Origin of the sequence: Delftia sp. DS1230, assembly GCF_040112715.1 — a bacterium.
Classification (GTDB): Bacteria; Pseudomonadota; Gammaproteobacteria; order Burkholderiales; family Burkholderiaceae_C; genus Comamonas; species Comamonas tsuruhatensis.
In genome coordinates, this window is record NZ_CP157763.1 from 317,756 (window position 1) to 340,533 (window position 22,778).

The 22,778-nt window shown below is 64.9% G+C and carries 18 protein-coding genes; 9 read left to right on the forward strand and 9 right to left on the reverse strand.

What is annotated here, in order from left to right; translation table 11 throughout:
• Positions 1 to 142: 142 nt before the first annotated feature.
• Positions 143 to 1,141: a tripartite tricarboxylate transporter substrate binding protein gene (locus AAN986_RS01415; RefSeq protein ID WP_047218573.1), complete on the forward strand. Its 999-nt coding sequence runs from the start codon at positions 143 to 145 to the stop codon at positions 1,139 to 1,141.
• Positions 1,141 to 2,358, forward strand: a complete 1,218-nt coding sequence (metC, locus tag AAN986_RS01420) for a cystathionine beta-lyase (RefSeq protein WP_047218574.1) — start codon at positions 1,141 to 1,143, stop codon at positions 2,356 to 2,358. Before AAN986_RS01415 ends, metC begins: the two co-directional genes overlap by 1 nt.
• A gap of 13 nt (positions 2,359 to 2,371) precedes the next feature.
• Here metC and AAN986_RS01425 read toward each other — a convergent pair whose 3' ends face one another.
• A complete protein-coding gene (locus AAN986_RS01425) occupies positions 2,372 to 3,445 on the reverse strand; it encodes a nitronate monooxygenase (RefSeq protein ID WP_349335551.1) in 1,074 nt (357 codons plus the stop codon).
• 34 nt (positions 3,446 to 3,479) lie between these two features.
• Positions 3,480 to 4,682, reverse strand: coding sequence for a YbfB/YjiJ family MFS transporter (locus AAN986_RS01430; RefSeq protein ID WP_047218576.1), 1,203 nt, complete (start codon positions 4,680 to 4,682; stop codon positions 3,480 to 3,482).
• A 102-nt stretch (positions 4,683 to 4,784) separates the two neighbouring features.
• On the opposite strand from AAN986_RS01430, the gene AAN986_RS01435 reads away from it, so the two are divergent.
• Positions 4,785 to 5,708 carry a LysR family transcriptional regulator gene (locus AAN986_RS01435; RefSeq protein ID WP_017405297.1) on the forward strand — a complete coding sequence of 308 codons (924 nt, stop codon included), beginning with the start codon at positions 4,785 to 4,787 and terminating at the stop codon, positions 5,706 to 5,708.
• Positions 5,709 to 5,711: 3 nt separating this feature from the next.
• On the opposite strand, the gene AAN986_RS01440 is transcribed toward AAN986_RS01435, so the two are convergent.
• The 3 genes from AAN986_RS01440 to AAN986_RS01450 form a co-directional block, all read right to left on the reverse strand.
• Entirely contained in the window at positions 5,712 to 7,067 is a 1,356-nt protein-coding gene (locus AAN986_RS01440; protein WP_047218577.1) for a HipA domain-containing protein, read from the reverse strand.
• Between the two features lie 7 nt (positions 7,068 to 7,074).
• The gene (locus AAN986_RS01445) at positions 7,075 to 7,374 is read right to left on the reverse strand and encodes a helix-turn-helix domain-containing protein (protein WP_016448653.1); all 300 of its coding nucleotides are present in this window, start codon (positions 7,372 to 7,374) and stop codon (positions 7,075 to 7,077) included.
• A gap of 170 nt (positions 7,375 to 7,544) precedes the next feature.
• The gene (locus tag AAN986_RS01450) at positions 7,545 to 9,185 is read right to left on the reverse strand and encodes a YifB family Mg chelatase-like AAA ATPase (protein ID WP_349335552.1); all 1,641 of its coding nucleotides are present in this window, start codon (positions 9,183 to 9,185) and stop codon (positions 7,545 to 7,547) included.
• A gap of 837 nt (positions 9,186 to 10,022) precedes the next feature.
• On the opposite strand from AAN986_RS01450, the gene AAN986_RS01455 reads away from it, so the two are divergent.
• The 5 genes from AAN986_RS01455 (at position 10,023) to AAN986_RS01475 (ending at position 16,659) form a co-directional block, all read left to right on the forward strand.
• Positions 10,023 to 13,577, forward strand: coding sequence for an RHS repeat protein (locus tag AAN986_RS01455; protein WP_162233981.1), 3,555 nt, complete (start codon positions 10,023 to 10,025; stop codon positions 13,575 to 13,577).
• A gap of 21 nt (positions 13,578 to 13,598) precedes the next feature.
• On the forward strand, positions 13,599 to 14,273 hold the full coding sequence (locus AAN986_RS01460; protein WP_082138142.1) for an IPTL-CTERM sorting domain-containing protein: 675 nt from the start codon (positions 13,599 to 13,601) through the stop codon (positions 14,271 to 14,273).
• A 174-nt stretch (positions 14,274 to 14,447) separates the two neighbouring features.
• The gene (locus AAN986_RS01465; RefSeq protein ID WP_082138141.1) at positions 14,448 to 15,485 is read left to right on the forward strand and encodes an RHS repeat-associated core domain-containing protein; all 1,038 of its coding nucleotides are present in this window, start codon (positions 14,448 to 14,450) and stop codon (positions 15,483 to 15,485) included.
• Positions 15,486 to 15,495: 10 nt separating this feature from the next.
• Entirely contained in the window at positions 15,496 to 15,948 is a 453-nt protein-coding gene (locus AAN986_RS01470; RefSeq protein ID WP_156180019.1) for a hypothetical protein, read from the forward strand.
• Between the two features lie 96 nt (positions 15,949 to 16,044).
• Entirely contained in the window at positions 16,045 to 16,659 is a 615-nt protein-coding gene (locus AAN986_RS01475; protein WP_156180016.1) for a hypothetical protein, read from the forward strand.
• Positions 16,660 to 16,918: 259 nt separating this feature from the next.
• Here the strand turns inward: AAN986_RS01475 and AAN986_RS01480 are convergent, their stop codons facing one another.
• The 3 genes from AAN986_RS01480 to AAN986_RS01490 are packed head-to-tail and all read right to left on the reverse strand — an operon-like array spanning position 16,919 to position 20,059.
• Positions 16,919 to 18,301: a tripartite tricarboxylate transporter permease gene (locus AAN986_RS01480; RefSeq protein WP_013800161.1), complete on the reverse strand. Its 1,383-nt coding sequence runs from the start codon at positions 18,299 to 18,301 to the stop codon at positions 16,919 to 16,921.
• Position 18,302: 1 nt separating this feature from the next.
• Positions 18,303 to 18,728: a hypothetical protein gene (locus tag AAN986_RS01485; RefSeq protein WP_047219376.1), complete on the reverse strand. Its 426-nt coding sequence runs from the start codon at positions 18,726 to 18,728 to the stop codon at positions 18,303 to 18,305.
• 41 nt (positions 18,729 to 18,769) lie between these two features.
• On the reverse strand, positions 18,770 to 20,059 hold the full coding sequence (locus tag AAN986_RS01490; protein WP_047219375.1) for a hydroxymethylglutaryl-CoA reductase, degradative: 1,290 nt from the start codon (positions 20,057 to 20,059) through the stop codon (positions 18,770 to 18,772).
• A gap of 118 nt (positions 20,060 to 20,177) precedes the next feature.
• Between AAN986_RS01490 and AAN986_RS01495 the strand changes: the two genes are divergently transcribed.
• Positions 20,178 to 21,584 (forward strand): PLP-dependent aminotransferase family protein, encoded by a 1,407-nt coding sequence (locus AAN986_RS01495; RefSeq protein ID WP_047219374.1) that lies wholly within the window; start codon positions 20,178 to 20,180, stop codon positions 21,582 to 21,584.
• On the opposite strand, the gene AAN986_RS01500 is transcribed toward AAN986_RS01495, so the two are convergent.
• The gene (locus AAN986_RS01500) at positions 21,572 to 22,591 is read right to left on the reverse strand and encodes a LysR family transcriptional regulator (protein ID WP_047219373.1); all 1,020 of its coding nucleotides are present in this window, start codon (positions 22,589 to 22,591) and stop codon (positions 21,572 to 21,574) included. The genes AAN986_RS01495 and AAN986_RS01500 overlap by 13 nt on opposite strands.
• Positions 22,592 to 22,778 lie beyond the last annotated feature (187 nt).

A 22,778-nucleotide genomic window follows, 5' to 3' on the forward strand; every position in this document is an offset into this window, starting at 1 on the left:
GGGGGACGGCACCCTCGCTGCGGGGGCGGCCCTTGCTTGGTGCCCCTGGCCAAAGTCACGTCAGTTGCAAAGGCAGCGCCATATATCGCTGACTTGCCGTAGAGCGACATAAATCAGATCACATAACGACAGGAGACAAGACATGTTCGCAATCCCCACCCTGGCCAGGATGCTGGCCGCCAGCCTCGCGGCCCTGGCCATGCTCTCGCAGGCCACGGCCGAGCCGCTGGCTGCGCGCAACGGCTATCCGGGCCAGCCGATCCGCTTCATCTCGCCCTTCCCGCCGGGCGGCGGCAACGACGCCAGCACGCGCTGGGTCACCACGCGGCTGACCGAGGCCACGGGCCAGCCCTCCGTGGTGGAAAACCGGGGCGGCGCGGGCGGCAACATCGGCGCCAAGGCCGTGGCCGAGGCCAAGCCCGATGGCTACACCGTGCTCACGGGCCAGGTCTCGCTGATGGCGGTGAACCCCGCGCTGTACAGCGCGCCGGGCTTTGATCCGCTCAAGAACTTCGTGCCCATCACGCAGATCAACGCGGCGCCGCTGGCCATCGTGGTCGCCTCGGCCTCGCCCCTCAAGAGCTTTGCCGACCTGGTGGCGCGCAGCAAGGGCGAGCCGGGCCGCGTCACCTATGCCACGCCCGGCAACGGCACGCTGTCGCACCTGGTGGGCGTGGTGCTGTCCAAGGAAAACGGCGTGCCCATGACCCATGTGCCCTACAAGGGCGCGGGGCCGGCCATCAACGATCTGCTGGGCCAGCAGGTCGATGTGCTGATCACCTCCACCTCGTCCGTGGCCGGCATGATCCAGGCGGGCCAGGTGCGTGCGCTGGCCGTCACCAGCCCGCGCCGCATCGGCGTGTTCGGCAAGGTGCCCACGCTGGAGGAACTGGGCCTGCGCAATGCGCGCTTCGAGGACTGGTACGGCTTCTTCGCTCCCGCCGGCACGCCGCCCGAGCGCGTGGCTTTCTTGCACGACGCCATCGTGCGCACCCTGCAACTGCCGGAAGTGACCAAGCTGGTCGTCGATGGCGGCAGCGAAGTCGTGGCCAATACGCCCGAAGCCTTTGCCGCCCAGCTGCGCCAGGACATGGAGCGCTGGTCGCGCGTGGTCAAGCTCTCGGGCGCGAAGATCGACTGATGGCTGCCGAACACGTCCCCGTGCCTGGATCATCGGCCTCTGGCGCCCCCGCGCTGGACCTGCAGACCCGGCTGCTGCATGCGGGCAAGCGCCCGGCCTATGCGGGCGGCACGGCCGTCAACCCGCCCCTGGTGCGCGCCAGCACCGTGCTGTTCGAGAGCACGGCACAGCAGCGCGAGATGCGCGAGCGCCGCGCCGGCGAGCGCATCTTCAGCTACGGCGCGCGCGGCACACCCACCGGCTTTGCGCTGGAAGATGCCGTCAGCGAGCTGGAAGGCGCCCACCGCACGCGGCTGCTGCCTACCGGCCTGGCGGCCATCGGTATGGCCCTGCTCAGCTACCTGCGCCCCGGCGACCATGTGCTGCTGACCGACAGCGCCTACCAGCCTGTGCGCCACCTGGCCGGGCAATGGCTGCAGCCCTACGGCATCGAGTACGACTTCTTCGCGGCCGATGGCAGCGACGCCCAGGCGCGCATGCGCCCCAACACCCGCATGGTCTATGCCGAATGCCCGGGATCGCTGGTCTACGAAATGTGCGACTTGCCCGCGCTGGCCGCCATGGCCCATGCGCGCGGCGCCCTGGTCGTGGCCGACAACACCTGGGGGTCGGGCTGCCAATACCGGCCGCTGGCGCTGGGGGCCGATGTCTCGGTGATGGCAGCCACCAAGTACCTGTCAGGCCACTCCGACGTGATGATGGGCACCGTGGCCACCACCGAGGCCGCCTGGGAGCCGCTGGCCGCGCGCTGCGATGCCTTCGGCATGGCGGTCAGCCCCGACGATGCCTGGCTGGTGCTGCGCGGCATGCGCTCGCTGGCCGCACGGCTGCAGATGCACGAGGCGCATGCGCTGGAGGTGGCGCACTGGCTGCAGCAGCACCCGGCCGTGGCCACCGTGTTCTGCCCCGCGCTGCCCACGCACCCCGGCCATGCGCTGTGGCTGCGCGACTGCCAGGGCACCAACGGCCTGGTGTCGCTGGAGCTGCAGCCCGGCACCGCCGAGGCCGCCGTGGACCGCTTCATCGACGGCCTGCGGCTCTTCGGCATCGGCGCCTCCTGGGGCGGCTACGAGAGCCTGGCGACGGCCGCGCACATGGCGCAGGCGCGCAGCGTCACCGACTGGAGTGCGCGCGGGCCCGTGGTGCGCCTGCACATCGGCCTGGAGTCGCCGCGCGACCTCATCGCCGACCTGGAGCAGGGGCTGGCGGCACTTTAGTGGATAACACGCTCTAGCGGCCTGCCTGAGCGCTCGCCAGCTCGCCGGCCAGCGTCTGCACCAGCGCAGCGGCCGGCATCTCGCGCGCCAGCGGCGCACCCTGGCCGGCCCAGTGGGCTGCGTAGTCGGAGCTGCCCTGCGCCGAGGCCGCCTGGTGCAGCGCCTTGCCTGCGTCGTAGACGCGCGGATAGTCGGGCAGGGGCTGGCCATGGCTGGCGCCCAGCGCATGCAGCCGGTTGACCATGCCGCGCGCCGGCCGGCCCGAGATGGCGGCGGTGATGCCTGTGTGGTGGGCGCGTTCGCTGCGCAGCTCGGCACGGTAGGCCGGGCTGGCGGACGATTCAGGGCAGAGGATGAAGGCCGTGCCCAGCTGCGCCGCGCAGGCGCCCAGGCCCAGCGCGGCCGCGATGCCTTCGCCATCCATGATGCCGCCGGCCGCGATCACCGGCAGGGCCGTGTTGCGCGCCAGCACGCGCACCAGGGCGAAGGTGCCCATCATGCGGTCCTGCGCGGGATCGAACGTTCCGCGGTGTCCCCCGGCCTCCACGCCCTGGGCCACGATGGCCTCGACACCGGCCTGCTCCACCTGGCGCGCCTCGTCCAGCGACGTGGCGCTGGCCAGGGTCACGACGCCGGCCGCGCGCAGCGCGTCGATGAAGCCCTGCTCAGGCAGCCCGAAATGAAAGCTCACCACGGCGGGCCGCTCCTGCAGCAGCATGGCCTGCAGCGCGGCGTTGCCGACGGCGGTGGCGTAGATCTCGTTGAGCGTGGCAGGCGGCGTGGCGCCAAAGCGCGCGAACTCGGGCGCCAGATGGGCCAGCCAGGCGGCCTCGCGCTGCGCATCGGCCCGGGCCGGCCGGTGGCAGAACAGGTTGACGTTGAAGGCGCCCGAAGTCAGCGCGCGCGTCTGCACGATCTGCTGGCGTGCCTGCTCCGTGCCGCTGGCGCCAATGCCCAGCGAGCCCAGGCCGCCCGCATCGGTTACGGCTGCCGCCAGCGCGGGCGTGGACGTGCCGGCCATGGGGGCCTGGATGATGGGATGGCGCATGCCCAGGCGGGCCATCCACGCGGTCTTTGCGGTGCTCATACGACTCCTTGTTTCCTGCCTCGAATCCGCGCACTCATGCGGCGGCCTGCCGGCGCGCGCTGGCGCGGCTGGCGGCGATCATCAGCGTGCCCAGCAGCAGCGACACGCTGCCGATGACGAACAGGCGCTGGTACGAGCCCAGGCCCGCATAGCTCCAGGCCATGAAATACCCCGACACGGCCTGCATCAGCGCAAAGGCCGCCGTGGCATAGCCCCACATGCGCTTGTGCTGCACGGGGCCGATCAGCTGCATCAGGTAGCCCGAGGTGATGGCCGCCATCCCCGGCGACAGCGCGCCCACCAGAAAGGACGAGGTCGCATGCCCCGCAAATCCCACCCAGAACAGCGGAATGGCAATGGCCAGGGTCTTGACCGCATAGGCGCCCGTGGTCGTGCCCCACCAGCCAAAGCGCGTGGCGCACAGCGAGGCCACCAGCGGCCCGGCAATGGCGCCCAGGCCGAACACGGCCCACTGCGTGGAGGCATAGGCATCGCCCAACTGCAGCTCGCGCGCCAGGTAGTCCACCCAGAACACCGTGTGCGGCACAAAGCCGAAGGCGTCCGTCATATAGGCCAGCATCACCAGCACCACGGGCAGCGTCCACAGGGGCGCGGCGGGCACGGGCCGGGCATGGGGCGTGATGGCGATGGGCGCAGGCACCGGCAGCCGCCGCACATGGCGCCAGCCCAGCCAGCCGGCCCAGGCGCAGACCGCCGCCAGCGCCCACCAGACGGCGCCCAGGCTCTGGCGCGCCAGCAGCGGTATCAGCGTGGCCGACAGCAGGGCGCCGGCACCTATGCCGCAGAACATCAGCGGCCCCAGGGCCGCACGCCGCTGCAGGGGGGTGGCCGCCAGGGCCACGGAGGGGCCCAGCACCATCAGGATGGCGCCGCCAATGCCCGAGATGCAGCGCCAGGCAAAGAACCAGGGCATGGGCAGAGGCCAGGCGCAGGCCGCAAAGCTCAGCGCCAGGGCCACCCAGCACCACAGCAGCACGCGCAGCGCGCCCAGGCGTTCGGCCAGCGGCGCGGCCGCCAGCGCCCCGATCAGATAGCCCAGCAGGTTGGCCGCGCCCAGATAGGCCACCTGCTCGCCGCTGAACCAGCCGGCATGCACCATCTGCGGCATCAGCGCCGTGTAGGCAAAGCGCGCCAGGCCGACGCCGCTGAGCGTGGCCATGAAGCCGGTCAGCAGCAGGGAAGTTTCGTTGCGTTGGATCACGGGAGTGGGCGCCATGCGGGGAGGATGGGCATACCTTAAGCCGCCGGAATCATCATGTCCAATGATTCAAAATGATGGCATCGATCTCGATTGAAGATGAATGCCACTGGAGCCGCGATGCAATTGAAGTCCCTGCGCATGTTCCTGGCCGTCTGCGACAGCGGCAGCTTCGGCGCTGCCGCGCAGCAACTGCACACCGTGCAGTCCAACGTGACGGCCCATGTGAAAAAGCTCGAGGACGAGGCCGGCGTGCAATTGCTGGAGCGCAGCGCTCCCGTGCACGCCACGCCTGCCGGCCGCCTGCTGGAGCAATACGCGCGGCGCATGCTGGCCGACCACGACGAGGCGCTGGCCCTGCTGCAGGGCAGCGCCCGGGCCGCAGGCGCGCTGCGCATAGGCTCCATGGAAACCACGGCTGCGCTGCGCCTGCCGCCGCTGCTGGCGCGCCTGCACCAGGCCCGGCCCGGCCTGGACCTGGAGCTGCGCACGGCCACCACGGCCGAGCTGCTGGCCGACCTGCTGGCAGGGCGGCTGGACTGCGCCTTCGTCTCGGGCATGCCGCCCCAGTCGCGGCTGCAGGGCTGGAAGGTTTTCGAGGAGGAACTGGTGCTGGTCACCGCATTCGCGCTGCCGCGCTTTCCCGATGCCGCCCAGCTCAGCGCCGTGCCCTTCCTGGCCTTCCGCCAGGGCTGCAGCTACCGCCAGCGCATCGAATTGCTGCTGGCCACGCGCGGCGTGGCCGCACGCATCATGGAAATGGGATCGCTGGACGCCATCCTCGGCTGCGTGGCCGCCGGCATGGGCTACGGCCTGCTGCCGCGCAGCGTGGTCCAGGCCCAGCAGCACCGCTTCGGCGTGCACATCACGGCCCTGCCCGGCACACTCGCCCAGGAAGTCGCCCGCGTGGAAACCTGGTTCGTCGTGCCCGCGCGCCAGGGCTGGTCGCCTGCGCTGCATGCGTGCGTGGAGGTGCTGGGGATCGAGGGTGTGCAGGGCGAAGAGGCCCTGGGCATGGAAGCCGTCCCGGCAGCGTCTGCCTGAGACTCAGAACAGGTCGGAAGGCAAGGCTGCTGCCTTCTGGGCGATGTCCACCAGTCTTTGGGCCTGGGTGGTCGCATAGGCGGCGATGCGCTGGGCGAAGGCGTGTTCTTCTGGCGTGTAAGGCGATTCGCGCAGAACCTTGGTCGCCGCACCAGGGGCTGCCTTGGCCATGCGCTGGGCTTCACGTGCGAGCAGCCTGCGGTCTATTGCACACAGGTGCGCGAAATGCGCAAACTCGAAGGGTGTGAGTTCCTCCAGCGCAAAGCAGTCGCCGAAGGCCATGGCCAGTTCCTGGGACACATCGGGATACTGGGCCACGCTGACGAGGTCGTACCAGGGTGCGGTCGCCAGGCCCTGCGGCAGCACGTGGAAGGAGAAGTTCTTGCCATGTGCGTCGCCATTGCCGATCAGTATCTGGAACAACGCCCATCGGATCATTGCCAGCTTGTCCGCAGCCTTCGCCACCGAGTGCTCCAGTAGACCGAACAGCCGGGGAAAGCTCATGCCGTCGCGGTATAGCCGGGCATCGCCCACGCTGCCGATGTGGTGCTCGTACTTGTAGCTGACGGGAAGATCGCCCGCTTGGCATGCATCGATGATGTGGGTGCGCAGGACCCGCCTTTGTGGCGCCTGCCGCACGCGGTCAAAGCGCCTGACTGCCAGCACCGGCTGTGGCACGTGCAGCATCTGCACCTCGGCTGCAGGCAAGCGCATGGCCGCTGCCAGGCGCATGCAGAAATGCTCGTTCACCACCATGTGCGGCACCGCGCTGTCGCGCGGCTGGGGTTTGAGGATGTGGGTGGACGGAACGTTGTCGGGAAGGAAGATGGAGCCCTCCTGCACGCTCTCGCCTTCCACGTGCACGGGCAGCTTGTCCTGGTAGCCGGCCACCGACATGCGCACTTTGCCATCCCACTCGATGAAAGGGCGTGTCTCTCGGTCTGCAATGCGTTGGGAGAGTTCTGCGGTCGATATGGTGCGAGCGGCATTGGCGGCCTGTGGATCGGGCCTGCTGCCATCGGCCTGAAACCGGAAGGCCCCGGTGGTCTCGGCGCCGAGGGCGCGTATCAGACCGAAGATGTTGCCCTTGCCTATGCCCTGACTTCTGGCCACCACATCCAGCGCCGCGCCTTCAGGCAGCAGGTTCTCGATGAAACGCCGGATGGAGCGCGAGTCGTAGCCCCCTTCGGGAGCGGCCAGCGGCAGGCAGGGCGCCAAGTAGAAAGGCCGTTCATGCTCCAGCCATGCAGGCGCATACCGCAGTCCCCAAAGATCGTTGTGCGGGTCATGGGTCACATCGGCCACGTGCGTGCCGACATCGTTCCACAGCGAAAGCGAAAGCGACGGCGGCGTGGCCATGTGCGCTTCAGGCCCGTGGAAGCCGTGCCATCAGGGCGTCCTGCTTGGGCGCGATGACCATGGCGAGACCCAGCCCGTCGAGTACGGCCAGCAGCTTGTCGGAGCCCACGCCGCCCTTGCCGTTCTCCAGACGGGAGAGCAGATCCAGCGACACGCCGCACAGGGCTGCCGTGTCATCGATGCGCAGGTGCTGGGCCTTGCGCATGGCACGGATCTGGGCGCCGAGCCTGGACAGGTCAGCGATGACCACGGCCCCGGGCTGCAGGGGATCCTGCTGCGGGCCGTTCATGGGCGTGGAAGACGGCATGGATGGATTGGCTTTATTTCTGATATTCCGAAATTCTAGGATTTCTTAGGGAATTTTCAAAACAATTTCCAATATTCCGAAATTCAGGAGTACTTCGTTTCATTCAGGAGGAAATTTCGGAATATCAGAAATAATTCCGACAACCATGCAACCGCGTCCAATGCAGATCCTCATGAAGGCAACCGCAACACCCTCCGATACTGCATGGCCTCGGCCACATGCCCGGTCTCCACAGCCGCGCTGCCGGCCAAGTCGGCAATGGTGCGCGCCACCTTGAGCGCGCGGTGGGTGCTGCGGGCCGACCAGCCCAGGCGTGCGGCGGCCTTGTGGGCGAAGGCCAGGGCCTCGGGCGACAGGCCCAGGTGGTCGTCCAGGGCCTGGCCCTGGAGCTGGTGGTTGGCACTGCCCTGGCGCTGCAGGGCCAGCGCGCGGGCCTGGACCACGCGCTCGCGCACGGTGTCGCTGGCCTCGCCAGAGCGCGCGGCCAGCAGCTCCTGCGGGGGCAGGGCGCCGACTTCCACATGCAGGTCGATGCGATCCAGCAGCGGGCCGCTGATGCGCGCCTGGTAGCGCGCCACCTTGTCGGGCGTGCAGCGGCAGCGCTGCACCGTCGACCCCCAATGGCCGCAGGGGCAGGGATTCATGGCCGCGACGAGCTGGAAGCGCGCGGGGAATTCGCAGCGCTGGGCGGCTCTGGCGATGGTGATCTGGCCGGTCTCCAGCGGCTCGCGCAGCGCCTCCAGCGCGCTGCGTGCGAACTCGGGGAATTCGTCCAGAAACAGTACTCCGTGATGGGACTGCGAGATCTCGCCAGGGCGCGGTGGCGAGCCTCCTCCGACCAGGGCCACGGCGCTGGCCGTGTGATGCGGACTGGCCGTGGGGCGCTGGCGCCAGCGCTCGGGCGTGAAGCGGCCGGCCAGGCTGGCGATGGCAGCGGCCTCCAGCGCCTCGTCATCGCTCATGGGCGGCAGCAGGTCGGCAAAGCGCTGGGCCAGCATGGACTTGCCCGAACCCGGCGGCCCCACCAGCAGCAGGCCGTGGCCTCCGGCCGCAGCGATTTCCAGCGCGCGCCGCGCCTGGGCCTGGCCGCGCACCTCGGCCAGGTCCAGGCTGCTGCGCACGGCGACGGCGGGCTGTGGCTGCACCGCATGCCAGCCCGGGCCGGGGCATGTCTGGGTGTCGCCTGCTGCCGGCATGGCGTCGGTTTCGTCGGTCTCTTCGGTGTCCTCGCTTTCGTCGCTGCAGCAGGCATCGTCCGTGTCCTGCTCCGCCTGCACCAGGGCATTGGCCGAGCGTGTGATGAAGCGGCGCACCACGTCCAGCAGGTGGTGCGCGCAGAACACCTGGGCCGACGGCACGAAGGCCGCCTCCTGCGCGCTGCCCGGCGGCAGCACCAGGCGGGCGCCGTCCTGCTGGCGGTGCAGGGCCAGGGCCGTGGCCAGCGCGCCGCGCACGGGCCGCAGCGCGCCCGACAGCGACAGCTCGCCCGCGAATTCGTAGTCGGCCAGCGCATCGCCATTGATCTGGCCGCTGGCCGCGAGAATGCCCAGCGCAATGGGCAGGTCGAAGCGCCCCGAATCCTTGGGCAGGTCGGCGGGTGCCAGGTTGACGATGATGCGTTTGTTGCTCGGGAACTCCAGCCCTGAGTTCAGCAGCGCCGAGCGCACGCGTTCACGCGCTTCCTTGACCTCGACATCGGCCAGACCCACCAGCGTGAACGACGGCAGGCCGTTGGCCAGATGCACTTCCACGGTGACACGCGGGGCGGCCAGCCCCAGCAGCGCACGACTTTGAACCAGGGCCAGACCCATGGGCACCTCGCAGGAACGGCAGACACAAAGCCAGACACGAAGGAAGAGGCGCCAGCGGTGCTGCGGCCTCGGTGGGCCAGTATGGCCAGGGTCCAGGGGGTTGGAGGCGTGATGGCGACAATCTCGGAGTAGTCCGATGCCTGCACCGCAAAAATCAGAATAGCCTGATGTTGCTGGGCGAGTCTTGCCCGACTGCCTCATGGTGTGGATGCTGACCTCCGCTGAGCAAAAAAATGGGTTTCTGACGGATCAATCACCTGTTTTCGAGAGCAGAAGCAGATAAGGCATCCGTGGTTATTTCTCGCCGGGAAGAGATGGCCCCATTGGGTATAGAGAAGAGTGGTGTGCTAACTTGATTTTTGATGGACACCTCTTGCAAAATTCCAATGTGCCGGGATGAGTAGGCCTCGAGGGATTTGTCTGCTATCAATTTGCACACCCAATCCCGGTGTATTTGCGTGAGTTCCAGACTACGGAATGTGGTTATTTGTGTCGGGCTGGTATTTCAGAAGAACAATGCTTTGGCACATGGCTGAATGCCAATAAAAAATGGCCATGTCTTAAGCATCTCCATCGATTGATGGAGATCCCATCATTGATTCGCATGCCATCCAATCCGATCTTTGAATTTCGATTTGGGTGTGGCGTTGTATTTGAATTTTCAATTCCCATACAAATGCTTTGCGCCTTTCTTGAAGGCGTAGTGCGAACCCGTGTCGTCTTGGCGGACCACTGATGCTTTCGCAGGGAGGAAAGATGTTGAATCGAATAAGAGTTTTCGGGCGTCTTGAGGGTGTAGCTGCACTCCATCGGCAACTCTTGGAGACACGGCGGTTGATGAAGTCCGCCATGCTCCTTGGCTGTGCCTCTTTCTGTATGTCAGGTGTGTTTGCACAAGGGTCCAATGACACCAGCCTTCCCAGCATTCCTGATTTTTTCCAGCAAAAGGGACTGCCTCGCGCACAGGGCGTGGAGGCCCAGTCCGCCAATGAATTGATCAATACCTTCACAGGAAAGCTCCAGTACCACTTCACTGACTTGCTCCTTCCTGGAAATGGCGGTATGGATCTGGCCATTCGGAGAAGCTACAACAGCATCGACGATCCCCTGGCGACACCCACGACATGGGCCAGTTATGAGTACAGCCCCGTTGGACTGGGTTGGACCATGCACATGGGCAGGGTGATTCGGGGGGCCAACAAGGCCATTTGCTCTGCATCCTGGGCTTCGGCTTCGGCCAATCCGGTGCTGGAGTTGCCCGACGGAAGCCGACAGATCCTGTATGAATACTACGAGGCCGGTGCCAGCACTCCCACCTGGCTTACCAAGGACTTCTGGCGCGCCAAGTGCCAAAGCGGATTTTTGCATGTGCAGTCCCCCGATGGCACCACCTACGAAATGACGGCGATGGGGCATTCTTTTGGCGAGCCCGGCAGCCTGCAGCGTACGTTCTATGCGGGCCGGATCGTTGATCGCAACGGCAACTGGTTCAACCTGAGCTATAGCTTTTTGCCGATTGGCGTCTATGCACTGAGCCAGATCACCACGAGCGATGGACGCTCCGTCTCGTTTGCATACAGCGGATCGACCTTGGCGAGCATCACGGACACCTTGTCCAACCGGGTATGGCAGTACACGGTGGGGGCGGGATTGGCGGGGCATATGCAACTGAATCGCGTGCAGCGGCCCGATGGGCTTTCGTGGAAGTACGCCTACCGGACGGGGACGCCCGGGACGGGTTCAATGAGTCGTGTCGAGTATCCGAGCGGTGCTTCCATCGACTATGTCTACAGCCATGTGGATTTCAGGGCAGGAACAACACGCAGCGGAAACAGCACCGTTGTCTCGAGCAAAACCGCCAGTACCAATACGTCCGATGGCAAGTCCGGCACATGGAACTGGGCGTATGAAGTGGCGACCGACGAGCTGCCCTACACGGTCAATGGATCGCAATACACCTATACCTATGGGGTACCGCCCGATGTGCGGTCCCAGGTGAATGTGACGACCGTGACGGATCCGCTGGGCAAGGCCACGGAGCACTTCCACTTGGGCGTGCATTCCGTGCGGGTGGTCCCGACGGACGTAGGCCTGCTGATGGGCAGCGTCAGCGAGTCGGAAAACACGCTTTTCGGCTACACATCCGTGCCGATCTCCGAGCAGCAGGACGTGGTGGCCAACTATTTCTCGAACAGCTACTTCTATCCGGCCGCGGCGATCGCCAGTGACCAGTACCGGTTCCGGCCAGGTGAGACTTTCGTGGTTTCCAAGTCTGGCTATGACGAGTGGGGAAATCCTTCCTTCATCGATGAAACCGGAACGAACAATGACCGGACCTATACCCGGCAGACCGAACTGACCTACAACGTCAACACAAGCAAGTGGTTGCTGCGCCAGGTGAGCAATGCGTTGGTCACGGTAGGGGCTCAAACCCATGCCACCACGCGGCAGTTCGATATCAACGGCAATCTGCAGTCGCAATCGGTTGCCGGCGTACCAACCTCCTTCACTTATCACGGCACAGGGGACGTACACACCACCACCAATGCCAAGGGGCAGGTGACAACGTACAACAGCTACCTGAGAGGCATTCCCCGCAGCGAGTCCCAGCCAGAAGGCGTGGCTATTTCACGAAACGTCGATGCTGCGGGCAATGTCACATCGATCACCAACGGGCGCGGCAAAACGACAACGTACACCTACGATGGGCTGAATCGTCCGACGTCCATCACAAAGCCCGTCGGCAGCCCCGTCGCCATCACCTGGGGCGCTACAACCCGCCAGGTGCAGCGAGGGGGGATGACGGACAAAGCCACATTTGACGGGCTGGGCCGCCAGTTGCGCCGTGAGGTCAGTGCGGCAGGGGAGACACCGATCTGGGTCGACTTCAGCTATGACATGCTGGGACGGCGCCTTTACCAGTCCTATCCGAACAGCGCCAAGGGCACAGGGTTTCGCTACGACACCCTGGGGCGGGTGGTGCAGACGCTGCACGGCAACCCCGTGGGCACCAACTCCGCCAATGTCATCGAGGAGACCTTCTATGACAGCCTGCAGGTGCTTCGCTACGACACCACGAACCGGGCATCGCTTGTGTGGTTCCGCGCTTTTGGCAATCCGCAGGAGCAGCACGCCGTGCGCTCGCTTGCCGGGGAAATATCCGCTCAGGGCATGTATGTGGACTACGACGTGACCATGACCCGTGACCTGCTGGGGCAGATGACGACAGCCACGATGGGAGACAAGGCGCGAACCTACGGCTACGACAGTCGCTACTACCTGGTTTCGCGCGCTGATCCTGAAACCGGCACGACGGTATTCGGACGCGATGCGCTGGGCAATTTGACCAGCAAGAGCATAGGCACCCAGCCGGCAACAACCTATGCCTACGATGGCCGCAACCGCCTGACAGGCATCACATACCCGAGTTCCGAGCAGCCGGGCGTTCCCAATGCTTCCAATGTCACGCGCACCTACAACGGCAACGATCTTGTGACAGGCATCAGCAGTGGCGGTGTCGTGCGCGGATTCGACTACGACGACGGAGACAATCTGATTGCGGAAGAGCTGGCGATGGGTGGCGCCACCCAGCAGGTCTCCTACACCTACAACTCCAGCGAAGCACTGGCCAGCATTACCTATCCCTCGGGGCACCAAGTGCAGTACAGCCCGGATGCGTTTGGCAGGGCCCGTGCCGTGCTGCCCTATGTGAACCAGGTTCGCTACCATCCCAATGGCATGCCCAGTGAGCTTCACTATGCCAATGGCGTTGTGTCCACCATGGGCGTCAATGATCGCCAGTGGCCTGCCGGCCTCAAGATGACGCGCGCCGGAAGCAGTTTCATTGACAGCACCTATGCGTATGACCCGGTGGGCAACCTCACCGGCATCAACGATTCGGCGGACTCCGCATATTCGCGCTACTTCGAGTACGACAAGCTCAACCGACTCACGCTGGACAACGACGTAGGCGGTTACCGGGAGTATTTCTACGATGGTGTTGGAAACATCACCCATGTGGCCCAACCGGGATCGCTGCGTACCTACTCCTATGCCGCAACCTCGGGGCTGCTCACAGGTGTTTCAGGCGGCGGTCTAAGCCGTGCATACCAGTACGACTCTGCCGGCAACGTCAAGGACGATGGAGTCTGGACGTTTGGCCATGACCGGGCCAACAACCTGCGCTGCATCGCCTGCGCGGCCACCGTGCCCACGGCGCATACCTACGACGGCGACAACACACGCGTGCAGACAAGCGATGCCACAGGAACTACGCAGTACCTGCACGGACAGCAAGGTCTGCTGCTGCAGACGCTGGTACCTGGCGTGGAACGCAAGGAACACATCTATCTGGGTCGCCGCCAAGTGGCGCAGCGACGTGTGGTGGACTGAGGGCACAGGAGGAGAAACGCCATGACATCAACGCATATCCATTCATCGCGCCGTAGCCGACCGGGCGAGGGGCTGCTGCAGCTTGGACTGCTGCTGGCCTTGAGTCCCGTGGCCGCCCTCGCAGCCGCGCCGCAAGATGGCGCAGAGCCGCAAGGCCCGTCGATGCCGGAGCAAAGGCAGGAAGCTGCTCCCCTGCTGCAGGCCATCAAGCCGCAGGCGGCCAAGTCCGTGTCCCGCACCCTTTCCGGTCGTGGTTGCCAGGTGGATGCAGCTGCGCAATCGCCCGGGCCGCGACCAAGCATGGCGCCCAACGAAAAAGCAAGCGCTCATGGTAGCCAGGGCTGTGCCCCCGTGAGAAAGGGGCCGGCTTCCTCTTTTGAGGTCCAACCCTCTGCCACTCCGCATGGCCGATCAGGTGGATTCGACCATGGCGGCCTGCAGCAATTGGCCCTCCTGGAGAGAGCGGCATCGGCGCGCGTTCCACCGACGGCCATGGCCATCGCATCCGGTGAGTATGGACGCGCAAACATGCTTGTTCCGAACTTGCCGACGGCTGCCACCGGTGGGGAAGTTCTTGTTCGTGCGCAAGCTGCAGGCGAGCCGGTCGGCATACCGACACTGTCGCAAGGGGGGCTGGTGTTGCTGGCGGCCCTGGTAGGCGCGGCCAGCATGCGCATGTCGCGCAAGCGCGGTTGATCGGAGTGGAGCCGGGGCCTGGGCGATCGATTCCCAAGGCGCTGCTCCCGTAGCAATCACGACTTCTTTTGGCCGGCATCGGTAAATGCTGCGCTATCCACCGTTGCTGCACAGGTGCGGCGGTTGTATCGACCGCAGTGCTGTGCCGCGCCATCCAGGCTATTCGGAGGCAATATGTACTCAAACGATAAACAGGGGCTGTGGCACGCATGGCTCAGCGTGACGCTGATGGCGCTGTCGCAATGGACTGGCGCGCTTCGGTCCAGAACCCGGGGCCTTTGGCTTCAGGTCGCGCTGCCGCTGATGCTCGGCTGTGCGCTGTTGGTGGCGGCAAGTGCCGCCAGTGCGGCCACCGAAACGGTCACCTACATCCATACCGATGTCAGCGGCAGCCCGCTGGCGGCCACGGACAGCAATGGCGCTGTGGTCTGGAAGGAAAGTTACCGGGCCTATGGCGAACGCTGGCTGCAGCAGTCCGGTACTGGCCAACAGACGCAGTGGTTCCATGGCAAGGAACAGGATGCGGCCACGGGCCTGCAGTACTTCGGCGCCCGCTACTACGACCCTGCGGTAGGGCGTTTCCTGGGGGTGGATCCCGTAGATTTCCAGGAAGGAAATCTGCACAGCTTCAACCGGTTCACCTACGGAAACAACAATCCAGTCAAATACATTGATCCCGATGGCAAATTTCCTCTCTTGGTATTAATACCAGTCGTCTGGAGTGCTACGGGTGCAGTTACAAGTGGTGCTGTAAGTGCAGGCGCTCAGCAAATGATGGCTGGCCAGATTCGTTGGGGGGGCGTTGGAGGTGTGCTGGATGCTGCGGGCGACGGATTAATATTGGGGCCAGTGTTTGGTGCCAGCGCAGCGAAAGGAAGTGGGGCTGATGTTGTTAAGAGCGGACTTTCTGAAGCGCGAGCTGCGCGCGATGCGCTTGCTGCAGAACTGGCACCACTTAGAGGCAGAGCTCCAGCAACGGTAACAGGGGGATACAACGTTAAGACTGGTGAAGTGGCGGCGCGTTCATGTGGTGGAGGACTTTGTGCGGAAAATCACGTGGTGGATGCTCTTGGTGGAGTGAAGAGTGACATACGCTTCACAGAAGCTGTAAGACCAAGAACTGGAGCAGAGGTGCCTGTTTGCACTCGTTGTGAGGTTACATTTGGACGGGAGCCATTTCCGTCAAATACTCGATTCAAATCCGATGAATAAAAGGATAGGTGTGAATTTGAAGAGTTATCCAGATGGAATTGATTGTGTGTGGATTGCCGCTGATAGAGCGGGTAATTTGGGGGTATTCATAACTGCTGGCATGGGACCAATCCCTAGTGTTGCCTTAGACTTTGAATCAAAGTCAATCTATGAAATTGAGGCGGAGATTTGCCTTCTGCCTGTATCGTCCACAGCGAATCTGTTGGTATCGGTTAAGAGGCCTGATGACTATATTGATTTTGCAGAGCGCGGCTTATTTGTTTACGATTGGACTGATGTAACTCGAACAAAAAGAGAATCTCTTGAATTATATGAGCAGGTGGCGATGCCATCTATGCCGTTAAAATTGGATTCTCTTCCTTCGAATATTTTCTCAATTGCTGAGTCGGTGATATTTGCTGAGATTTTGTTTTCCGGAAGCAGGACGCTGGATGTTCCTGCCTTCTTTGAATGTGTTAAATAAATTTGGATTGCACAAATTTCAATATGCAAAATGTGGGTGCTTCTTCAATGGGTTTAATCTTTCTTGAGCAGCTTCCGCGGTAGCGAGCGGGGTAGTATGCCGTTGACCTACAATGAATCATTGCAGCAGGCAATTAGTTCTCATAATAGCCCGGCGATCGTTGAAGCTCTTGAGCCCAGAGTATATGCAGGCGAGGCCACGGAGGCGGAATGCCTCCTGTGCGGCATATCGCTGCTCATGCCTCCTTTTGCAGATTACGAGGCAGCATCAAAAATCTTCTCGAAGATTCTGAATGGAGAACGCTACTTGGAGGCAGCGATATGGGATGCTTACCGTTTTGCAGTACTCCTTCCAACTGGGTCGCAGGCTTTTGATGGAGTTCTTGAGTTTAATAAAGAATCTTCCGTTGCTGCACATATGCGTGGCATGGTCGCGGCCGCAAATTCTGATTTCGCTCTTGCTTTGCAGGAAAACAGGCGATCACGTTCGCTGAGGATTTTTCCCTTCAACGCGATTGAAGGGTTGAGACGAGATGTCGATCTGGACGCCAGTGCAAAGATCAATCTCTGGAGACTAGCCGGTGACTTGATGGTAAGTCGAGCGGCAGAAAGGGATGCTGCTCCATCAACGGTCGAAGGTGCATTGCAGTGCCACTGGGATAATCTGATTCTCGGGACAAGGATTACCAGTTATTTATGGGATGATTATTGAAAGATCTTTGATGGATTCTCTCTGCGAAATCAATGACTTGATATCGAGCTTTTCAATGTGGCTGTAAATATCTGCTGAGATGCTGTGTTCCGTTTCTCAACCGCTTCCATCAGCGTGAGCGTCGATCAAGTTTATGCACAAGAGATCTGAAGCATAGATTTACCCACCAATATATTCTCAAAATTTCAGGCAAAGAAATAGAGCGCCATCGGCAATCCCCAAGAGATGACAGGGAACACCGAAAGCGCAACCACTGAAATCAGAACAGCTTCACCAGCGCCGGAACGCTCAGCACGGCCGTGTAGTAGCCCATGAACTGCACGCCGGTGTTGAAGCCGAAGCCGCGTGACAGCAGGCCGCCGAGCAGGCCCATGGTCAGGATCACGAGCAGGCCCAGCAACTGGCCTTCCCAGACGCTGATGACGATGATCAGGCCCACGAAGGTGGCGATGATGGCCTCGTGGCTGACCCGGCGGGAGACGAACAGCGCCGCGCTGCGCGCGAAGTTCATGGCGAAGGGGTAGGACACGAGGGCCGCCAGCAGCACGGCCAGCATGCCGTAGCCCAGGAACTCCCAGTGGCTGAGCAGGTTGTGCAGGTTGTTCACCTGGCCCGTGGCGGCATCGACGGTGAAGCGCGGCGGCGCATTGAACAGCGGCGCGGCGGGGCCGGCGGCCACGGGGCTCAGCGGCAGGCCGAAGGCGATCAGCGGGATCAGCGCCTCGGCGATGTAGGTGGCCTCGGTCACGCCGTTGCGCGCGCTCAGCACCGTGGTCAGGCGGTGGTAGGCATGCTTGATGCGCGAGCCCACCAGCTCGCCCAGCACCACGGTCATGGCCACGGGGCTGAAGACGAAGGTGGCGCTGGAGATGGTGGCCGTGGCCAGGGTCCAGCGCGTCTGCACGCGGTCAAGCACCTTGAGCGGGTTGGGGAAGTAGCCCGACCAGCCCTTCACGTCGGGCGCCAGGTTGAACTGGCGCACCTTGTCGCGCAGCATGCGCTGGCGGCCGGCCGGCGAGATCACGGTGAACAGGTCGGCGATCAGCGGCCCGATGGCAATGCCCAGGAAGTAGCTGATGCTGAGCTTGACCTCGTATTTGGCGGTGAGGCTTTGCAGCGCAATGATGACCACCACGAACGGAATCAGCAGCATGACCGAGGCCCAGCGCCCCGCCGAGAAGTAGGCGATGAGGAGGGCTGCGGCCAGGAAGATCCAGGGCGCCGTCTTGGTGATCATGCTGCCGAAGGGCGCCAGCATCACGGCGAACAGCACGGCCAGCGGCACGGCGACAAAGGCCGCGACGATGCCGCCCGAGACCATTTTGCGCAGCGCGATGTGGGGCACGCCCAGCTTGCGCAGCATGTTGGCGTCCTGCAGCAGCGGCGTGGCCAGCGTGTCGCCGGGAATGCCCAGCAGGGCCGTGGGCACGGCATGCGTCATGTGCTTGGCCACGGCGCCGGCCAGGAAGAAGGTGAACACGCCGGCAGGCGGCACGCCCAGCAGCACCACCAGCAGGGTGAGCGGGGCCAGCGTGGTGGTCTCGTCCGTGCCGGAGACCAGGCCGATGGCGGCGAACACCACGGCGCCTATCAGTCCCATCGCGGCCGCGACGGCGATGTCATTGGTCAGCAGGGTTTCCATCTCATGCCCTCCCGGCCTTGTCGGCGAACAGCTCGTAGAGCTTGAGCTCCTTGAGTTCCTGCACCACGGCGGGCGGCAGGTCCTGCACCGTGCCCAGACCGCCGGGCTGGCGGGCCAGTTCCTCCAGCACTTCGCGGCGCCATTCGGGGTCGTTCGAGGTGTCCAGCTCGGTCACTTCGCGCTTGGGCGGAAAGGCGCGTGCGCAGATCACGCCCGCGATCACGCAGCCGGCCAGGCCTGCGAGCATGGCGTAGGCATGGGCCAGCTGGCGCGACTCGACCACCGTGGACAGCCAGCGGCTGGCCAGGTAGAAGCCCAGCACGCTGATGCCGGTGCCGATGGCAATCGCCCAGGCCAGGTGGCGCAGGTCCACGGTGTCGCCCCAGACCTCGGCCAGCCGCCAGTCGGCGGGATCCTTGCTTGTCATGTGTGTCTCCTTGGGTTTTTGTTTGTGTGGCCGCGCGCTGGTCAGGCCCTGGCGCGCAGCGCGGCCAGCATTTCCAGTGCGCGGTCGGTGCGCACGTCGTGCTCGGCGGCCAGCTGGCGCGCCACGGCATCGACCTCGTCGCCCGTGGCGCCGGCCACCAGGGCGATGTTGCGGGCGTGCAGGGCCATGTGGCCGCGTTGAATGCCTTCGGTGGCCAGGGCGCGCAGGGCGCCCAGGTTCTGTGCCAGGCCCACGGCGGCGGCGATCTCGCCCAGCTGCTGGGCGGACTGCAGGTCCATGATCTTCAGCGCCAGGCGTGCCAGCGGATGGGTCTTGGTGGCGCCGCCGACCAGGCCCACCGGCATGGGCAGCTCGATGCTGCCGACCAGGGCGCCGCCGGCATCCTTTTCCCAGCGCGTCAGCGAGGTGTAGCTGCCGCTGCGGCTGGCATAGGCATGGGCGCCGGCCTCGACCGCGCGCCAGTCGTTGCCCGTGGCTACGATGACGGGGTCGATGCCGTTCATGATTCCCTTGTTGTGCGTGGCCGCGCGGTAGGGGTCGATGGCGGCGAAGGTATAGGCGTCCAGCACGCCTTCGATGATCTCCTCGCCGCTGCGCTCCTGCGTGGTCAGGGTCTGCGGCGTGAGCCGCACGCGGGCGCGGGCCAGCCGCAGGTCGGCCAGGTTGGACAGGATGCGCAGCCGCACGCTGCCGCCCGTGATCTGCTCGACCAGGGGTGCCACCGATTCGGCCATGGTGTTGACGGTGTTGGCGCCCATGGCGTCGCGCACGTCCACGATCAGGTGGACCACCAGCATGGGGCCGCGCGGCGTGTCGGGGAAGACATGGACCTCGATGTCCTTGCAGCCGCCGCCCAGGCCGATCAGCACCTTGTCGCGGCTGTTGGCGCGCTCGATGATCTGCGCACGCGCCTGCAGCACGGCCAGGCGCGCGCCGTGCGGATCGGTCACGCCCAGCACCTGGATCTGGGCGCGCATCAGCGGCAGCGTGCTGGAGGTCTGAAAGCCCCCGTCCTCGCGCGCCAACTTGGCCATGTACGAGGCGGCGGCCACCACCGAGGGCTCCTCCACCGCCATGGGCACCAGCACGTCGCGGCCGTTGACGCGGAAGTTGCCGGCCACGCCCAGCGGCAGCTCGAAGCTGCCGAACACGTTCTCGATCATGCCGTCGGCCAGCGCCAGGGGCAGGGCGCCGGGGGCGGCGAGCAGGGCGCGCTCGGCATCGGACAGGCCGCAGGCATCGGCCAGGAAATCCCGGCGCTGGGCCGGTGTGAGGGCACGGAAATTGGGCAGGCGCGAATCGGCAACCATGGAAGACATCTCCTCGAATCAAAACTCTGGTCGCCGGACTGTAGGAAAACTGTACCGCTTTCAAAAGGTACAGTTTCGGGGAACAGTACCATCGCACTGCAACATGAACGGAGGGCGCATGGCAGACACCAGAGGGCGCTCGGCCCCCATTGCCGAGAAGCTGGCGGACCTGATCGGCCAGCAGATCGCCGACGGCGTGTACTGCCCTGGCGACAAGCTGCCCTCGCTGCGCGAGCTGGCGCAGCTGCACCGCTATGCCAAGAACACCGTGGTCTCGGCCTTCGACCTGCTGGTCTCGCGCGGCATCGTCGAGCCGCGCCGGGGCTCGGGCTTTTACGTGCTGGGCACGGGGCGCGGTGCCCAGCGCACCGATGAGGACGCGGGCCAGCTGGGCCGCGCCATGGATATCGTCTGGCTGATGCGCGAGCAGCTCAAGACCCAGCCCGACTGCGTGGGCGTGGGCGACGGCTTTCCGCCCGTGGAATGGCTGGCCGACATGCGGCTGGACCGCTACCACCAGAAGGTGGTGCGCACGGGGCTGGGATCGCTGTTCCGCTACGGCAGCCGCTACGGCTATGCGCCGCTGCGCGACAGCCTGGTGCGCAAGCTGGGTGACTTCGGCCTGCAGGCCACGCCGGGCCAGCTGGTGCTGACCCATGGCGCCAACGAGGCCATGGACCTGGTCATCCGCTACTTCGTGCCGCCGGGGGCCACCGTGCTCGTGGATGAGCCCGGCTACTACCCGCTGTTCGGCAAGCTCAGGCTGGCCGGCGCCCATGTGGTCGGCGTGCCGCGCCTGGCCGACGGGCCCGACGTGGCCGCGCTCGAATCACTGCTGGCCCAGCACCGGCCGCGCCTGTTCTTCACGCAGTCGCTGGCCCACAATCCCACGGGCTCGGACATCTCCGCCGCCAAGGCCTACAAGGTGCTGCAGCTGGCCGAGCGCCACAACCTGCTCATCGTCGAGGACGATCCGCTGGCCGACTTCAAGCCCACCTCGGCCGTGCGCCTGTCCACGCTGGACCAGCTGGAGCGCACCATCTACATCGGCAGCTTCTCCAAGTCCTTCTCGGCCGCGCTGCGCGTGGGCTTCATCGCCTGCAACGACGCGCTGGCCAGCGACCTGGCCGACCTCAAGGCGCTGATCCATGTCAGCGGCTCCGAGTACTGCGAGCGCATGGTGGACGTGATGCTGCGCGAAGGCCACTACGAGCGCCACCTGGTGCGCCTGCGCCACAAGCTGGGCCAGGCCACGGCCCAGGCGCTGGGCTGGCTCGATGCCCATGGCTGCGAAGTCTTTGCGCGCAGCCCGCAAAGCCTGTACCTGTGGGTGGCCTTCCCCGGTGTGCAGGACTCGCTGCGGCTGGCTGAGCAACTGGTGCCGCGCAAGCTCAGCATGGCGCCGGGCCGTGTCTTCCATGTCGATCCCTCGGCCGTATCGCGCTGGTCGCGGTGCAACGTCAGCGCGATGCTGGATCCGAGGTTCCAGGCCGCGATGGGGCAGGTGCTGGCTCAACCCGCCTGAGCCAGCCCCCGGGCCTGCGCACGCAGCAGCGCGATGAAGCGCTGCTGCTCCTGCGTGGGCGCGTCGTCGGTGCGGGTGAGGATGCCGAAGGGCGCCATGGGCACGTCGATGCAGACCGGCAGCGCCCTGACCAGGCCCATGCGCAGATAGTCCTTGAGCGCGGATTCGGACAGCAGCATCACGGCATCGGTCAGCTGCACCAGTTGCTGCATGGAGTACACCGAGCTGCATTCGATGATGTCGGCCGGCGCGGGCAGCTCCAGGCGCTGCAGCAGCTGGTCGAGCGCGATGCGCGCAGGGCTGGTGGCCGGCTGCAGGATCCAGGGCCAGTCGCGCACCAGTTCCTCCCAGTCGAGCTTGCGCCGGCGCGCCAGCGCATGGCCGCTGCGCACGACGAGCAGCAGCCGCTCGTTGCCCAGTTCCTCGAAGCCGTAGCCGCTGCTGTCTGCCGTGGGGCTGCGCCGTGCAATGGCCAGGTCGATGCGCCGCTGGTCCAGCAGGCGCAGGATCTGGTCGCTGGTGTCGCCCATGATGCGCAACCGCAGCTGCGGGCTTTGTGCCTTCATGCGCGCCACGGCCGTCATCACCAGGTCGGGTGCGGCGCCCATGATGGTGCCGATGGACAGGTAGCCGTAGCCGCCCTGGCGGCGCGCGGCCAGGTCCTCGGCGCAGCGGTCCAGGCTGTTGAGCGAAGCCTCGGCAAACCGCACCAGCTGCGCGCCCAGGGCTGTGGGCCGCATGCCGCGCGGCAGGCGCTCGAAGAGCTGGCAGCCGAACATGTCCTCGATCTCGCGCAGCATGCGCGTGGCTGCAGGCTGGGACATGGCCAGGCTCAGCGATGCGCGGTGCAGGTTCAGGCTCGATCCCAGCGCCACCAGCATGTGCAGGTGCTTGTAGCGCAGACGGTTGAGCAGGCTGCGGTGCAGCACGGGCGGGGCGGATTCGGGCGGCTTGTCAGGCATAAGCGCAAGGTATCGGATGTGACCGAAATTCGATTTGTTGAGCATCGATCATGCGCCGTACATTGGCCCTGCGACAAGAAAAAACAGACCCAATCCAGGAGACAAGACATGCACAGCCCATCGCCTGTTTCATGACGCGCCGACGCGGCCGGCACCAACGCCGCGGCCGCGCTCGCACCTTCACAAAGCACGCCTTCAGCGCTCCGGACGACCGGGCGTGACGGCCTCTCAT

Coding starts and splice junctions, on each gene's coding strand:
- AAN986_RS01415 (WP_047218573.1), top strand. CDS start 143: ATGTTCGCAATCCCCACCCTGGCCAGGATGCTGGCCGCCAGCCTCGCG.
- metC (WP_047218574.1), top strand. CDS start 1,141: ATGGCTGCCGAACACGTCCCCGTGCCTGGATCATCGGCCTCTGGCGCC.
- AAN986_RS01425 (WP_349335551.1), bottom strand. CDS start 3,445: ATGAGCACCGCAAAGACCGCGTGGATGGCCCGCCTGGGCATGCGCCAT.
- AAN986_RS01430 (WP_047218576.1), bottom strand. CDS start 4,682: ATGGCGCCCACTCCCGTGATCCAACGCAACGAAACTTCCCTGCTGCTG.
- AAN986_RS01435 (WP_017405297.1), top strand. CDS start 4,785: ATGCAATTGAAGTCCCTGCGCATGTTCCTGGCCGTCTGCGACAGCGGC.
- AAN986_RS01440 (WP_047218577.1), bottom strand. CDS start 7,067: ATGGCCACGCCGCCGTCGCTTTCGCTTTCGCTGTGGAACGATGTCGGC.
- AAN986_RS01445 (WP_016448653.1), bottom strand. CDS start 7,374: ATGCCGTCTTCCACGCCCATGAACGGCCCGCAGCAGGATCCCCTGCAG.
- AAN986_RS01450 (WP_349335552.1), bottom strand. CDS start 9,185: ATGGGTCTGGCCCTGGTTCAAAGTCGTGCGCTGCTGGGGCTGGCCGCC.
- AAN986_RS01455 (WP_162233981.1), top strand. CDS start 10,023: ATGAAGTCCGCCATGCTCCTTGGCTGTGCCTCTTTCTGTATGTCAGGT.
- AAN986_RS01460 (WP_082138142.1), top strand. CDS start 13,599: ATGACATCAACGCATATCCATTCATCGCGCCGTAGCCGACCGGGCGAG.
- AAN986_RS01465 (WP_082138141.1), top strand. CDS start 14,448: ATGTACTCAAACGATAAACAGGGGCTGTGGCACGCATGGCTCAGCGTG.
- AAN986_RS01475 (WP_156180016.1), top strand. CDS start 16,045: ATGCCGTTGACCTACAATGAATCATTGCAGCAGGCAATTAGTTCTCAT.
- AAN986_RS01480 (WP_013800161.1), bottom strand. CDS start 18,301: ATGGAAACCCTGCTGACCAATGACATCGCCGTCGCGGCCGCGATGGGA.
- AAN986_RS01485 (WP_047219376.1), bottom strand. CDS start 18,728: ATGACAAGCAAGGATCCCGCCGACTGGCGGCTGGCCGAGGTCTGGGGC.
- AAN986_RS01490 (WP_047219375.1), bottom strand. CDS start 20,059: ATGGTTGCCGATTCGCGCCTGCCCAATTTCCGTGCCCTCACACCGGCC.
- AAN986_RS01495 (WP_047219374.1), top strand. CDS start 20,178: ATGGCAGACACCAGAGGGCGCTCGGCCCCCATTGCCGAGAAGCTGGCG.
- AAN986_RS01500 (WP_047219373.1), bottom strand. CDS start 22,591: ATGCTCAACAAATCGAATTTCGGTCACATCCGATACCTTGCGCTTATG.